Annotated in this window: 12 protein-coding genes; 6 read left to right on the plus strand and 6 right to left on the minus strand. The window is 43.8% G+C overall.

Annotated features, from left to right (window positions below):
* Positions 1 to 327: 327 nt before the first annotated feature.
* The 3 genes from JMY01_RS08190 to JMY01_RS08200 form a co-directional block, all read right to left on the minus strand.
* Complete coding sequence (locus JMY01_RS08190) at positions 328 to 1,914, minus strand: OmpP1/FadL family transporter (protein ID WP_201575097.1); 1,587 nt, start codon at positions 1,912 to 1,914, stop codon at positions 328 to 330.
* A 408-nt stretch (positions 1,915 to 2,322) separates the two neighbouring features.
* Positions 2,323 to 3,567 (minus strand): OmpP1/FadL family transporter, encoded by a 1,245-nt coding sequence (locus JMY01_RS08195; RefSeq protein WP_201575098.1) that lies wholly within the window; start codon positions 3,565 to 3,567, stop codon positions 2,323 to 2,325.
* A gap of 197 nt (positions 3,568 to 3,764) precedes the next feature.
* Positions 3,765 to 4,046, minus strand: coding sequence for a SlyX family protein (locus JMY01_RS08200; protein ID WP_201575099.1), 282 nt, complete (start codon positions 4,044 to 4,046; stop codon positions 3,765 to 3,767).
* 429 nt (positions 4,047 to 4,475) lie between these two features.
* Between JMY01_RS08200 and JMY01_RS08205 the strand changes: the two genes are divergently transcribed.
* The 6 genes from JMY01_RS08205 (at position 4,476) to JMY01_RS08230 (ending at position 10,634) form a co-directional block, all read left to right on the plus strand.
* Entirely contained in the window at positions 4,476 to 6,425 is a 1,950-nt protein-coding gene (locus tag JMY01_RS08205) for an ATP-binding cassette domain-containing protein (RefSeq protein WP_201575100.1), read from the plus strand.
* Positions 6,426 to 6,814: 389 nt separating this feature from the next.
* On the plus strand, positions 6,815 to 7,399 hold the full coding sequence (gene petA, locus JMY01_RS08210) for a ubiquinol-cytochrome c reductase iron-sulfur subunit (protein WP_201575101.1): 585 nt from the start codon (positions 6,815 to 6,817) through the stop codon (positions 7,397 to 7,399).
* A 7-nt stretch (positions 7,400 to 7,406) separates the two neighbouring features.
* On the plus strand, positions 7,407 to 8,627 hold the full coding sequence (locus tag JMY01_RS08215) for a cytochrome bc complex cytochrome b subunit (RefSeq protein WP_374220371.1): 1,221 nt from the start codon (positions 7,407 to 7,409) through the stop codon (positions 8,625 to 8,627).
* Positions 8,627 to 9,343: a cytochrome c1 gene (locus JMY01_RS08220; RefSeq protein WP_201575102.1), complete on the plus strand. Its 717-nt coding sequence runs from the start codon at positions 8,627 to 8,629 to the stop codon at positions 9,341 to 9,343. The genes JMY01_RS08215 and JMY01_RS08220 overlap by 1 nt, the downstream gene beginning before the upstream one ends.
* A gap of 155 nt (positions 9,344 to 9,498) precedes the next feature.
* Positions 9,499 to 10,113 (plus strand): glutathione S-transferase N-terminal domain-containing protein, encoded by a 615-nt coding sequence (locus tag JMY01_RS08225; RefSeq protein ID WP_201575103.1) that lies wholly within the window; start codon positions 9,499 to 9,501, stop codon positions 10,111 to 10,113.
* 80 nt (positions 10,114 to 10,193) lie between these two features.
* A complete protein-coding gene (locus JMY01_RS08230; RefSeq protein ID WP_201575104.1) occupies positions 10,194 to 10,634 on the plus strand; it encodes a ClpXP protease specificity-enhancing factor in 441 nt (146 codons plus the stop codon).
* Positions 10,635 to 10,747: 113 nt separating this feature from the next.
* On the opposite strand, the gene dcd is transcribed toward JMY01_RS08230, so the two are convergent.
* The 3 genes from dcd to apbC all read right to left on the minus strand — a co-directional run bounded on the left by dcd (position 10,748) and on the right by apbC (position 13,753).
* Positions 10,748 to 11,323, minus strand: coding sequence for a dCTP deaminase (dcd, locus tag JMY01_RS08235; protein ID WP_201575105.1), 576 nt, complete (start codon positions 11,321 to 11,323; stop codon positions 10,748 to 10,750).
* Positions 11,324 to 11,441: 118 nt separating this feature from the next.
* Complete coding sequence (locus tag JMY01_RS08240; RefSeq protein WP_201575106.1) at positions 11,442 to 12,524, minus strand: DUF2804 domain-containing protein; 1,083 nt, start codon at positions 12,522 to 12,524, stop codon at positions 11,442 to 11,444.
* A gap of 11 nt (positions 12,525 to 12,535) precedes the next feature.
* Positions 12,536 to 13,753, minus strand: a complete 1,218-nt coding sequence (gene apbC / locus JMY01_RS08245; protein WP_201575107.1) for an iron-sulfur cluster carrier protein ApbC — start codon at positions 13,751 to 13,753, stop codon at positions 12,536 to 12,538.
* Positions 13,754 to 13,868: the final 115 nt, after the last annotated feature.

Below are 13,868 nucleotides of genomic sequence, written 5' to 3' on the forward strand. Positions count from 1 at the left end.
AAAGTAATTAGGAAATTGAATGCAGCTATAGTTCATTCTTTTAATAGCACATACACTCTGACTCTATTCAAGACAAGCTTTTATAGTCTCTATCTGGCTTACCCACGGTAAGCAATGAATACTTTCTCAGTTATACTCATAGATCTTACTGTCGCTACTTTTGCTCGCAACAAAAAGACTGAATCCATCCAATCTATACTATTATAAAAATATCACACTATTTATAATCTCTATGTTTTCTCAATTCGGACTCATAAAAAAAGCGACCCATTTATGGATCGCTTTTTTATTCGTTGACTATCGATAGTTTTTAGATATAAAAACTAGCTATTTAGCTTGGTAAGATACTTTTACACCAAGTACATAGCCATCATTGTCTTCGAAGTTAGAAACAACATCACCATCTGGCAATGAACCTTCAGCATCACCGAACCATAAGTATTTACCACCAGCAGATACTGCCCAGTTTTCAGTCACATCATACTTAGCACCAAGGCCTACACTGTAGTAACCCTCAATAGGACCTAAAGAAGACACTGGATTACCGGCGCCACTATCCCAGCCCACAGTGCCTGAAACAGCTAGTTTTGGAGCAAGACGCTTGCCTAATCCCAACTCTACTTGCCATTGATCTTTATCATAATCAACTAACGGTAAGTTTGACGCTTGAGTATATACAGGCGGTCTAATTGCGAAGTCACCCCATGGTACCCAGCGTACTTTGGCAGTGGCCAAGGTTGTTGGATTCACCCCTGTTTGAAGATCTAAGTTGACCGATTCAGGCGTGGTTACTTCAAATTTAGTAGTGCTATTAGGGTTCAACCCTCGAATTGCAAGTGCTGGGAAGTATTCGGCGGCATTTAATGTATGGTCTATCTCAGAGCGGTAAGTCAAGGCTGCTTTTAAAGCAATCTCAGGCTTACTATAAGAAATACCAGCCAACCAACCATAGTCCTGATCAGGGCTTATGTGCGCAGTATATCCAGCAGCACCCTTATAAGCATTACCTCTTAGCTTAACATCTGCTTCTAAACGCTGAGCAACGGGGCCGCCATATACTTGAAATTGATTCTGAGCACCAAACTTCATACCACCGATCAGTGATAGCGTATGAGAACGTACTTCTACATTGGTCGCCTCATCAATGCTCAATAAGTTGGCGACTGCATCACGGGTGGCTTCACTTTGTGCTAGATCTGCTTTATTACCGTCCAACAGAGTTTGTGCCAGTTGATTAGTCTCAGGCGACAACCCTGGCGACAGTTGATTAAGTCTGCCTTCGGTTTGTGCAATATTTTGTTTGGTACTTTCGATCAAACCATTATAATTTTCAAGTGTTGGCGCATCATTTAATGACTCAAAGCCTGTAACAGCATTTGTTAGAGCAACACTTGCTAGCCCTAAAACCTGTTTATTTTGATTTAATGCTTGCTGTTGCGCTGGTGGCAGATTGGGGTTTGCTAAAGCTGCATCAATACCTGCTATTTGTGTATTAATTTGATCAATTTTATCTTGAGTTCTTCCAACAGCAGTTTGAGCAACTGTTTGAATCGCCCCAGCGCCTGTTATATCTGCTACTCCAGTGAAATTATTATCACCTTCATACTTTGCGGCTGCGCCAAAAGGCTCATCATACAATACACCCACACTGAATCTATTGTTTATATCTGTTTTAACACCATAGCGAAAGAAGTCATAAGATTCGGCAATATCACCACTTTTATTACCATCATTATCAACACCTGTCACATCAGCATTAATATAGGTGTAGACAGTCTCTGCATACGTGCCATCTTGTAAGAATGCAGTGATATCTTGACCTGAGCGATCAAGACCAGCGGCGCTAGCGAAGCTAGCAACAGAAAGAGCAGCGACAGCTACCGAAAGAGTTTTTAAATGAAAGGTGGCGCGCATTGTGTATCTCCAAACGTCCTAGTTGTATAAACGCTTTCATATTCAGCAACTAGCATTATTTTAAATACCAAGCTGACTATTCAAACGATGTCCTAAACTGAATAGTAATAGCTTTTTGACACTAAGACAACATATAAAGCACTTTATTTCGCCATTATGACTGTACAGTTCTCATTTATAATTAGTCCGTAACCTAGCCAATGATCAAGATCATGCCACCTGATTTTTGTATTGATTAAAACCTGATCAGCTTAATTTTCTTGATTAAAACCCTATCTGCCATTCAATCCGCTAGTAATTGAAATCGACATCATAGAGCAGTCTTTTGATTACTCTTTAAGCACATTTAAGCACAAAAAAAGCGACCCACTACGGATCGCTTCTTTATCAAGACTAAAAGGAGGTTAGTTACTTAGATTGATAAGATATTTTTGCACCAAGTACATAACCATCATTGTCTTGGAAATCACTAACAACCGTTTTACTTGGTATTTGACCTTTGGCATCACCAAACCAAAGATATTTACCACCTGCTGAGATTGCCCAGTTTTCAGTGACGTTATATTTCGCACCCAGACCCGCACTGTAGTAACCTTCGATAGGCCCTAAAGACGTCACTGGATTACCCGCACCGCTATCCCAACCGATATTACCTGAAACGGCCAAAGCAGGTGTTAAGCGCTTGGCGAGGCCTAGCTCTACCTGCCATTGATCTTTATCATAGCTTACTAAATCTAGACCTTCAGGAGGTATACCAGCACCCTGAGGTCTTGTCGCTAATACTTGACTAGCCTCATTGTACAATGATGGTGTAATCGCAAAATCGCTCCATGGTACCCAGCGGACTTTTGCGGTCGCCAATGTGGTTGGATTGATACCCGTTTGGAAGTCAAAGTTTACCGATTCAGGTGTAGTAATTTCAATATTACCGCTTCTGTTTGCTGAAAGACCGATTAATGGACTTTGCGCAAAAGGATATAGCTCAGCAGCATTGGTAGTATGCTCAATCTCAGAACGATAGGTCAATGCAGCTTGTAAAGCAATTTCTGGCTTACTATAAGCCATACCAGCTATCCAACCATAATCCTGATCAGCACTGATATGGGTGGTATAACCATCAGCAACACTGTAAGCAGTACCACGCAACTTTACATCCGCTTGGACACGTTGGGCGACTGGACCACCGTAAACTTGGAAGTTTTTATTTTCGCCAAGTTTGGCACCAATAATAGCTGTGATGCTTTCCGTGCGGACTTCTACATTGGTACCTTCGCCATTAGGTGGTATAAGCCCTTCAAAAATAGGGTTTGGTTCATGCGATACAAAGTCATTTTTACCACTATAATCAGCAGCGGCACCAAAAGGTTCATCGTATAATACGCCAACGCTAAAGGTATCGTTGATATCTGCTTTTACGCCATAACGAAAAAAATCATACGACTCTGCAATATCATCAATGTTATTACCAGATATGTCTTTACCTGTAACGTCGGCATCAAGATAGGTATAACTGACTTCTGCATAGGTACCGTCTTGTAAGAAGGCAGTGATGTCTTGACCAGAGCGATCAAGGCCAGCCGCGTTACTCATGCTGGCTACAGAAAAAGCCGCAACAGCAACTGCCAGTGTTTTTAGATTGAAATTAGTGCCCATTGTATTTCTCCAAACGTCCTTATTGTCATATCACTACAATAACCAGTACTGTAAAAGCCACTTTGCAGATGATACGTTGGCGAGCCATGGTAATGACTTTCAAACACTAAAACAACATCAATAACACATTATTTCTCATTTATGACTGTTTGGTCATACTGTATTAATAGCATTACCTAAGGTGAGTGCATAGCAGCTTAATAGTGAGGCGGTCTGTCTGCTATCACATCGAAGGGTGCAATCCCCTCTTCAGCACTTTGACTTTCTACTTGCTTATAGACCAGCTGTAGCTGACGTTGTAGGGTTTGGATATGTCTGTCTTGACTAGTGATGACTTGATCTAAGCGCTCTACAGTGAGCTCAAGATGCGCCATACTCATTTGCAGCTCAATCATTTGCGCTTGCAGCTCAGACTGCTCTGCAGCACTATCATTTTGGGTTGTAGAATTCGTTTTACTTTCAGATGCTGATGTATTCATACTTTTCTCAATATCGTAACTATTTATATAGTTGATCCACTATAAAATAAACACAGTGCTACTGGGATGAATTTTGCGCAGCCTCTGGGAACGCAGCACGCAAGTAAAATTTATACCAGTAGCACGCTGTCATATCTGTACTCTTTTTATTTAGTATTCACTACAGTATAGGTATGGTTATGCGTATTATAGACAGTAATGACAGAGCGTGTTGATCATTCGACTATGATACTTGTCTTAAAATGAAGAGACATCCTCTCCTTCATGGCTTTTAACCCTTCCTTATGCATAACAAGCGCGATAAAAAAGCCTTGCTCACACTAAACTGGCGCAGCAGCATGTTATACTGCTGACAACTTAGTAACACCCTTTATATAACCATTATCCAACTCACTACTTTCATCACTATATATAAGCTTAAGATACTCTATGGCACTGATACATTTAAAGAACATCCATCTCGCCTTTGGCGTCGCCCCTATCCTCGATGGCATTGATTTTTCCCTCGATGCTGGTGAGCGCGTGTGCTTAATTGGCCGCAATGGCGAAGGCAAATCAACTTTATTCAAACTGATTAGCGGCTCACTACAGCCTGATAGTGGCGAAGTCATTATCAACGGTAGTACAAGCGTTGCAATGCTCGAGCAGGACGTACCCGAAACCAGTGGACGTATATTAGACATCGTCATGGGGGGCAGTCGCCGCACCGCAGATTTACTCATCAGCTATAACCAACAGACTGATTTATGCGCAGATGGTGATATGGATGCCTGCGAGCGTATGGCAAGCTTGCAACACGATATCGACGCTGTACATGGTTGGGATTTGGAGCGTGAAGCTACCCGCCTTATCACCACCATGGGACTGGACCCTGAAGACGACCTCTCCTCACTTTCTGGTGGTCGTAAGCGCCGCGTATTACTTGCACGCGCTTTGGTGACCAAGCCTGATGTACTCCTTCTTGATGAGCCAACCAACCATTTGGACGTCGATAGTATTGAGTGGTTAGAGCGTTTCTTATTGGATTGGCAGGGTTTGACGCTATTATTCGTCACCCATGATAGAGCGTTCGTTGACAAGCTTTCGACTCGTATCGTAGAGCTAGATCGTGGCAAACTCTCAAGCTACGACGTTACCCAAGGTGCAAAAGGGTACGCGCGTTATCAAGAGCTAAAAGAACAACAGCTCTTGGCAGAAGAGAAAAACAACGCCAACTTCGATAAAAAACTGGCGCAAGAAGAAGTCTGGATTCGTCAAGGAATTAAAGCCCGTCGTACCCGTAATGAAGGCCGCGTACGTGATCTAAAAGCATTACGTGAAGAGCGCCGCGCCCGCCGTGAGCAAGTCGGTAATGTCAATATCACCATGGGTGAAGGCGAGAAAAGCGGCAAGCTGGTCTGTAAAGTCAAAAACCTACATCTTGAATACGATGGTAATGTGTTGGTCGATAACTTTAGCACCTCTATTATGCGCGGTGATAAGATCGGTATTATTGGCCCTAATGGTGCTGGTAAAACCACCCTTATCAAAGCCTTGCTTGATTTGTCTGATGATGAAGTAACCAAGTCAGGTAGCGTCACCTTGGGCACCAACTTAGAAATCGCCTTCTTTGATCAGCTGCGAGATCAGTTAGATCTTGAAGCCACCGTCGCTCAAAACGTCTCTGAAGGCTCAGATTTTGTAGAAGTAGGTGGTCGCAAGACTCATATTATGAGCTACTTGCAAGATTTCTTATTTGCCCCCGAGCGCGCGCGTACTCCCGTCAAGGCATTATCTGGCGGTGAACGTAACCGTGTACTTTTGGCAAAACAGCTGCTAAAGCCTGCCAACATCTTGGTGCTTGATGAGCCAACCAACGATTTAGATATGGCAACCCTTGAGCTGCTAGAAGAATCGGTCAGTAAGTTTAACGGTACGATTCTATTGATTAGCCATGATCGCTCATTTATGGACAACGTGGTCACCTCGACTTGGGTATTTGACCAAGATGAGGATGGCAACGGAATTGTGAAGGAATATGTCGGCGGCTACCAAGAGTATCTGGTACAAAAAAACCGTGAGCAAGCTGCAAACGCCGCTAGGTCTGCTAACAGCTCAGCGGTAAACAGCAAGGCGACTACGAAACCATCACAAACAACAGCCAAACCAAATAAGGCAGTCAAAAAGCTCAACTTCAATGAGCAACGCGAACTTGATAGTCTGCCCAAAGAAATCGCTGCCCTTGAGACTGAGCAACAACAGCTACAAGACAAACTGGCAGACGGTTCATGGTTCACGACAGATATTGAGGCGGCGACTGCTGCTAGTGAGCGCTTGTTGGCTTTAGAAGATGAGATGATGAGCAAACTTGAGCGCTGGGAAGCCCTAGAGAGTGATTAAGACATTTATCATTGCTTAAGTTAACGCTACAATGGTAATAAATAGAGAGAGTGACGCAATCTTAAGGAAAGTTAGTGAACATTTCCTTAATTTCAAGTATCATTCCCCTATTGTTAAATACCCTTATCAATTCTAAGGTAATTATTAAAATTTGCCTCTGATATCTGACCGACTTTGACCCATTTTATAAGGTCTCACAGTCAAGTCTGAGTTATTAGAGCGGTTTTATTTTTAACACATCAATTTATTTTATGACCAAAATAGCTTAGAATAGCAACAATTAGCAAGATTAGGCACAGCTAACGTGGCTTGTATATTGATATTGCAGATTTCTAAGTCACAAACCCAGTGTGGGATAATCCCATTTCATTCACCTGGAGGAAGTATTAATGAGCCATGCCGAAGGCGTTAATGTACAACGTCGTAGAGTTCTAATAGCTTCGACTGCCGCGATTGGCGCAGTTGGAGTAGCTGCTGTGGCGACACCTTTTGTCCGCTCTTGGACTCCAAGCGCAAAAGCAGAAGCTGCAGGTGCTGCAGTTACCCAAGATATTGGTTCTGTTGAAGAAGGTCAGATGATCGTCGTCAAGTATCGCGGCAAGCCTATCTATATAGTCAAACGCACTGAAGATATGTTGGCCACATTAGATCCTGTGCAGTCACTTTTGTCAGACCCTGATTCTAACGAATCACTACAACCAGAATACACCAAAAACCAAACCCGTTCTTTGGAACCAGGTATATTGGTTGTTGAAGGCGTATGTACACACTTAGGCTGTGCACCCGGATTTCGTCCCGATGTTGGCGCTGCTGACTTAGGTGGTAATGATTGGTATGGTGGATTTTTCTGCGCGTGCCATGGATCTAAATATGACTTAGCGGGACGCGTTTATAAGGGGGTTCCAGCTCCACTTAATTTACCCATCCCAGACTACAGCTTGGATGGTACCATCTTGACGGTTGGAGAAGCTTAATATGAGTATGGGTAAAAAGTTAATGCATTGGGTAGATGCACGCTTTCCAGCGACTGAAACCTATGAATACCATATGTCAAAGTACTATGCACCAAAGAACTTTAACTTTTGGTACTTCTTTGGCGTACTATCAATGATCGTATTGGTCAACCAGTTGGTGACCGGTATCTGGCTAACGATGATGTACAACCCAAGTGCCGAAGGGGCATTTGCGTCTGTTGAATACATCATGCGTGACGTTAAAGGTGGTTGGCTCATCCGTTATATGCACTCGACAGGCGCATCTGCGTTCTTCGTCGTCGTATACCTGCATATGTTTAGAGCGCTGCTTTATGGTTCATATCAAAAACCACGTGAGCTTATCTGGCTCATCGGCATGGGTATCTACTTAGCGCTCATGGCAGAAGGTTTCTTTGGATACTTACTCCCTTGGGGCAACATGTCATTCTGGGGTGCGCAGGTTATTTTGAACCTACCTGCAGCTCTGCCAGTGATTGGTGACGGTCTTGCTGAATGGGTACGTGGTGACTATATTATCTCAGGTATCACCCTGAACCGTTTCTTCGCTCTACACGTCGTTGCTATTCCCTTAGTACTTGTGGGCTTAGTCTTCATGCATATTGTGGCGCTGCACCATGTGGGTTCAAACAACCCTGATGGCATTGATATCAAAAAGCTGAAAGACAAAAACGGTGTACCACTAGACGGTATCGAATTCCATCCGTACTACACTGTGCATGACATGGTTGGTATCGTAGTATTCTTTATCTGCTTCTTTGCAGTGGTGTTCTTCTTCCCAGAAGGCGGCGGTTTCTTCTTAGAGCCACCAAACTTTGAAAAAGCAAACTCACTGAAAACACCAGCACATATTGCACCAGTGTGGTATTACACACCTTTCTATGCCATCTTACGTGCGGTTCCTGATAAGCTTGGTGGTGTAATTGCCATGGGTGGCGCGATTGCTGTGTTGTTCTTGATACCATGGCTTGATAGATCGCCAGTACGCTCTATACGTTATAAAGGCATCTTATCTAAGATTGCGTTGACCATATTTGCCATCAGCTTTGTAGTACTTGGTTACTTAGGTGCGACACCTGCAACGCCAACCGCGACAATTATGTCACGCGTATTCACCATTCTATATTTCTTGTTCTTCTTATTGATGCCGTTTTACACTGCTATTGAGAAGTGTAAACAGCCACCAGAACGCGTTACCGGAGGTCACTAATGAACACGCTAACAAAATCCTTAACAGGTTTGGGCTTAGGCGCGGCATTGACCTTAACTGCCGGTACAGCAATGGCAGCAGGCGGCGGTGGATGCGGGACATTCACCAACGCTGACGGTGTCGTAGAGCATTTGGCTTGTAGCTCTGCCCCGATTGATTTTACCAATAAGGGCTCGCTACAAAACGGTGCGAAGCTGTTTATGAACTACTGTGCTGGCTGTCACTCAGCCGAGTTTGTTCGTCACTCTCGTATCGCAAAAGACTTAGAGATACCACCTGAGCTGGTCGAAAAATACTTGATGGTGACGACGGATCAAATCGGTGATTTTATTAACCCTGAGATAGACCCTGAGATTCAAGCGTCGTGGTTTGGCGCTGCACCTCCAGATCTAACGATGGTAAATAGACTTCGCGGTGATGATTGGGTTTATACCTATCTGTTGTCGTTTTATGAAGATCCAAGTCGTCCTTGGGGCGCTAATAACCTCGTGCTCGAAAACGCAGCTATGCCGCATGTATTGCATAATATGCAAAAAAGCTTGAGTCAAGAAGAGTTCGAAAGCGAAGTTGGTGACTTAGTAAACTATATGGCATGGATGGGTGAGCCTGTCCGCCATGATCGTAAAGTTATTGGTTTTTTTGTGATTCTGTTTTTACTAGTACTGCTTATCCCTGTTTATCTACTGAATAAAGAGTTTTGGAAAGACATTAAGTAGACAAACTTTAGATACTGTATTGTATAAAAAGGCACTCTTCGGTAGTGCCTTTTTATGCTTTATGGCTTGTACTATAGACAGGTTACGCTTAGCACCTTGATAAACTAAGCGACATTGTTTACGATGACAACCTTAACTCTTAATATTAGGCTTTCATGATTGATGCAAATGACATTCCAAGTAGTCAGCTGATTCTATACGCTGATGACGGCTACGACAGTCATGTAGTGCGCCTATTACTTGAAGAAAAAAAGCTGGATTATTATCTATCTCGTTTGCACTCTGAGCGCCCTGAAGATTTGACTGAACTGAATCCTTATCATACCTTGCCTGTATTACAACAGCGTGAGATTGCGCTCTACGAGATAAACGTCATCTTTGAATATCTTGAAGAACGCTATCATGCTAATAAGCTGCTGCCTGATACACCGCAAGAACGCGCACAGTTTCGGCAGTTGGCATGGCGTATTCAACACGATTGGTTGGTACTTGGCAAACGCCTGCTCATGCATCCAGACAGCTTTAATAAAGCCCAAGCAGCTATCGCCAAAAAAAAGCTCTCGGATTCATTGATTACCCTGTCACCTCTATTTGCTCATAAGCCCTATTTTATGGGAGATGATTTTGGTTGGTGTGATGTCTTGCTCGCACCACTATTATGGCGACTAGAAGAAATGCAGATTACTTTGCCGCGCGCTATTAGTCGCCCGCTGTTTGAGTATCAAACCCGATTGTTTGAGCGTCCTAGCTTTCAGGCCAGTATTCGCTAACTTGATATATTTAATGACCAATAAACTATAAACTCACAAAAATAACTTACTACATTTGTCTTAGTATAGGAAACCATAAGATGAGCGAAACCACATCGATCACCCCAACCCGTCCCTATATGGTGCGTGCCATTTATCAATGGATAGAAGACAATGCGCTCACCCCCTATCTAATGGTTGATGCAACTGCAGAGAATGTGCAGGTGCCTACAGAACATGTACAAGATGGCCGTATCGTCCTCAATATTGCCAGCCGTGCCACAGGCAATATGAGCATGGAAAATGATTATATTCATTTTAGTGCGCGCTTTGGCGGCGTCTCACAAGATATTTGGGTGCCATTGACTGCGGTAATGGGCATTTATGCCAAAGAGAACTCGCAAGGTATGTTCTTTGATCCAAAAGAGTATGAGAACTATCAACCTGAAGAGGAATCGCAAGCTTCACCGTCTGCCTCTCCTAATGCAACCGCTCCTAAGCCCAAACGCGAAAACAGAGCAGGTTTAAAAGTTTTAAAATAATCAAATCTGATGCAAAAAAAAGCTGGGCGTACTTGATACGCCCAGCTTTTTTATTTGTAATTTTTTCTATTAAACCTTCAAAATTAGTTCTTGTCTAGCTTTAGGTTTTAGATCTAGGTTCTTGGTAGTGTCACTCCGCGCTGACCTTGATACTTACCGCCGCGATCTTTATAGCTTATCTCACAGACGTCATCGGCATCACTTTGGAAAAACAGCATTTGCGCCACCCCTTCTCCAGCATAGATACGTGCTGGCAGATTGGTGGTATTACTAAACTCTAAAGTGACATGCCCTTCCCATTCAGGCTCAAGTGGCGTCACGTTGACGATGATACCGCAGCGTGCATACGTAGATTTACCAAGGCAAATGGTCAATACATCACGTGGAATACGGAAATACTCCATGGTGCGTGCCAATGCAAATGAATTTGGTGGAATGATACATTCGTCACCAACGATATCGATAAAGCTTTTTTCATCGAAGTTCTTTGGGTCAACGACTACTGAATGTACGTTGGTAAATACTTTGAACTCAGGGGCACAGCGCACATCATAACCATAACTTGAAGTGCCGTAGCTCACCAAACGCTCGCCAGCATCATTGAAGCGCACTTGACCTGGCTCATATGGCTCAATCATGCCATGCTCTTCGGCCATTTTACGGATCCAGCGGTCGGATTTGATAGACATTGTTATTCCTTAGCAAATATTTAATAGCGACGATTATACGTAATTGAAGGCTTAATTTATAGAGCGGTGGCTACTTTAAAAGCAATACTTATGGAAATCACTGATTGGCTCTAATAAATCACCATTTGGCAAAATGATCTTCTGCCAACCCCATCACATTCTCAAGTTTAATGATCTCATCTCCTAGCCGTACCTCACCGTTATAAATACCAATCCACTGCTCAAAGATACTGGCAACCATGCCGAAGTTATCAGTCTTTTTATAAACGGTGATAGGCGTGAAGGTTAAGTCAATATCTACATTGCTCCAGCCTAAGTTTTGATGATACACACGCCAAGTATTCTGCGCTACTGCGTCCAAATCTTTACGTATAAACATTACAGGCGGTAGATAAGCTATCTGCCCATCAAGCCAGCACGCATTTTCACTGGCACCTGTTTCATTGACGCCCATTGATAAGTTCAATGCAAAATGACGACCATTTGGCAGATAGCTATTAATACACGTCCAAAACCAATTGGTCTTGTGGCGCATATAGCCAAGCGTCCAATCTAAATTGGCGATAGTGGTCTCAGTAAAGTCTGTTTGAACTGCTTGTGAGTCTGTAGTAAATACTGAATTCCCTTTGATAAGTAAATGCCCAGATAAGGCAGTCAATGGCTCTTTTTGGGTAAACGTCCAGCCTCGTCTGCCCGTCGGTGTACAGATAGCGAGTGGCTGCGATTGCCGCGCCAACGTTGCATGGAGTGCAAGGTTTTGGCTATCTAGCGCTACTTTAATCTGAGAAGGCGTAAAATCTAAATTGACGGTCAGTTTGGCATGGGTAAATACCATCTGACCTTGATAGCAATCACCCTGCAAATGCGTTTGGCGAGTCAAAGGTTGTAGCGCTTCACAAACTTCTAGCTGACTGGTCTCATCATTATAAAGATAGACGAAAGCACTGGTCGCAAGCTTGATCGTCGCAAGTGCCAAACAGACTCGATAAGGCGGCTGAATAATTTGGATAAAACAGAATTGATTGGCTTTTAAATCTTTGCGCCAGTTTGGCAGCACCTTTTGCGAAATAAGATGGCTATGGTAGTCAAGATAGTTGATGCGCTTAACTTTAGCAAATACGCCAAAGGTAGGTTGACCGTTTTGAACAAGTTGATCAACGATGGGCAAGCTGCATTGCTTAAAACTGTCAACTGTACCCATAGTAATTCCTTTTAAAAAATCCGCTTATCATCGGCAGGCTTCGCGAATTTATTAATATTGGCTTCGATGTTCTTCGCAATACTGAGATAGTACGGCGCAAACTCATCATCAGCGAGTACGCTTGGTACGCCTTTATCCACTTGTGCACGGATACCGCTAGCAAGGGGCAACTGCCCTAATAGTGGTACCTGATATTGCTCAGCGATAAACTCGCCACCGCCTGCGCCAAAGATGGCTTCGGTATGGTTACAATTACTACAGGTATGCAGCGCCATGTTTTCAACCACCCCAAGTACCGGAATATTGGTTTTGTTAAACATCTCAACGCCTTTTTGCGCATCAAGCAGTGCAATATGCTGCGGCGTCGTCACAATCACCGCACCAGTCACTGGAATACGCTGTGCTAGCGTTAGCTGTATATCACCCGTACCTGGCGGCATATCAATCACCAGATAATCTAGCTGCGGCCAGTTGGTTTGATTATACAGCTGCATCAGCGCACCAGTGGCTTTTGGTCCGCGCCATGCCACAGGCGTGTTGTCGCCATCTAGCAAGCTGCCAATAGACAGCATCGCCATGCCATGCGCATCGACTGGGACAAACTGATCATTTTCTAGCTGCGGCTTGACCTCAGCAACACCAAGCATAGTCGGCATACTAGGACCATAGATATCAGCATCAAGCACCCCTACACGGTTGCCCAGCTTTTGTAACGCCAAGGCGATATTGACAGTAGTGGTTGATTTGCCGACACCGCCTTTGCCAGAGGCGACTACGATAATATGACGAATACGGGGATGCGGCGTCAGTGATGCTTGGGTTGGCGCAGCTTTGGTAATCGGTGGTTCGCTATTTGTATCGGGCTGTGCGCTAGACTTAGCTTGCTGAGCCATTGCATCCGTCGTCTTTGGCATTTGCTTCGGTAAGCTTGATCCTGCGCCCTTAGCGGCAGCTGGCAGACGCACATTCATATGGATAGTGTTGATGCCATGTGGTTGCAGCAGTTGCCCAAGCTCTTGCTGAATGGTCTCAGGGCTACTGTCTTGTGGCAAGCGCAGATCTAAGGTGAGCTGACCACCTTCGCGCTCAAGACCCGTCACCATGGTAGCAATACTGATCCCATCTACTTCATAGCCGAGCAGTACCTTATCCACGGCACTATCGCGCTCTGCTTGCTGCTGCGGACTTTCAGGTTTTTCGGACGTTATTTTTTTTATAAAATTAAACATAGCTACCTTTACTACCTATACAAGTGGGTGGATATGCTAAAAACAGCTCCATCGATATCGTAGCAGCTATTTTTTTAACATAGCCAGTAAGCTGTTTGGCCAAACCTTTTATCGT

It is taken from the genome of Psychrobacter sp. H8-1, assembly GCF_904846575.1.
In the GTDB taxonomy this organism is placed as follows: domain Bacteria; phylum Pseudomonadota; class Gammaproteobacteria; order Pseudomonadales; family Moraxellaceae; genus Psychrobacter; species Psychrobacter fulvigenes.

Excerpts from the sequence above, each read along its gene's own strand:
- JMY01_RS08230 (WP_201575104.1), top strand. The coding sequence starts at position 10,194 with ATGAGCGAAACCACATCGATCACCCCAACCCGTCCCTATATGGTGCGT.
- petA (WP_201575101.1), top strand. The coding sequence starts at position 6,815 with ATGAGCCATGCCGAAGGCGTTAATGTACAACGTCGTAGAGTTCTAATA.
- JMY01_RS08195 (WP_201575098.1), bottom strand. The coding sequence starts at position 3,567 with ATGGGCACTAATTTCAATCTAAAAACACTGGCAGTTGCTGTTGCGGCT.
- apbC (WP_201575107.1), bottom strand. The coding sequence starts at position 13,753 with ATGTTTAATTTTATAAAAAAAATAACGTCCGAAAAACCTGAAAGTCCG.
- JMY01_RS08200 (WP_201575099.1), bottom strand. The coding sequence starts at position 4,046 with ATGAATACATCAGCATCTGAAAGTAAAACGAATTCTACAACCCAAAAT.
- dcd (WP_201575105.1), bottom strand. The coding sequence starts at position 11,323 with ATGTCTATCAAATCCGACCGCTGGATCCGTAAAATGGCCGAAGAGCAT.
- JMY01_RS08190 (WP_201575097.1), bottom strand. The coding sequence starts at position 1,914 with ATGCGCGCCACCTTTCATTTAAAAACTCTTTCGGTAGCTGTCGCTGCT.
- JMY01_RS08220 (WP_201575102.1), top strand. The coding sequence starts at position 8,627 with ATGAACACGCTAACAAAATCCTTAACAGGTTTGGGCTTAGGCGCGGCA.
- JMY01_RS08205 (WP_201575100.1), top strand. The coding sequence starts at position 4,476 with ATGGCACTGATACATTTAAAGAACATCCATCTCGCCTTTGGCGTCGCC.
- JMY01_RS08240 (WP_201575106.1), bottom strand. The coding sequence starts at position 12,524 with ATGGGTACAGTTGACAGTTTTAAGCAATGCAGCTTGCCCATCGTTGAT.
- JMY01_RS08215 (WP_374220371.1), top strand. The coding sequence starts at position 7,407 with ATGGGTAAAAAGTTAATGCATTGGGTAGATGCACGCTTTCCAGCGACT.
- JMY01_RS08225 (WP_201575103.1), top strand. The coding sequence starts at position 9,499 with ATGATTGATGCAAATGACATTCCAAGTAGTCAGCTGATTCTATACGCT.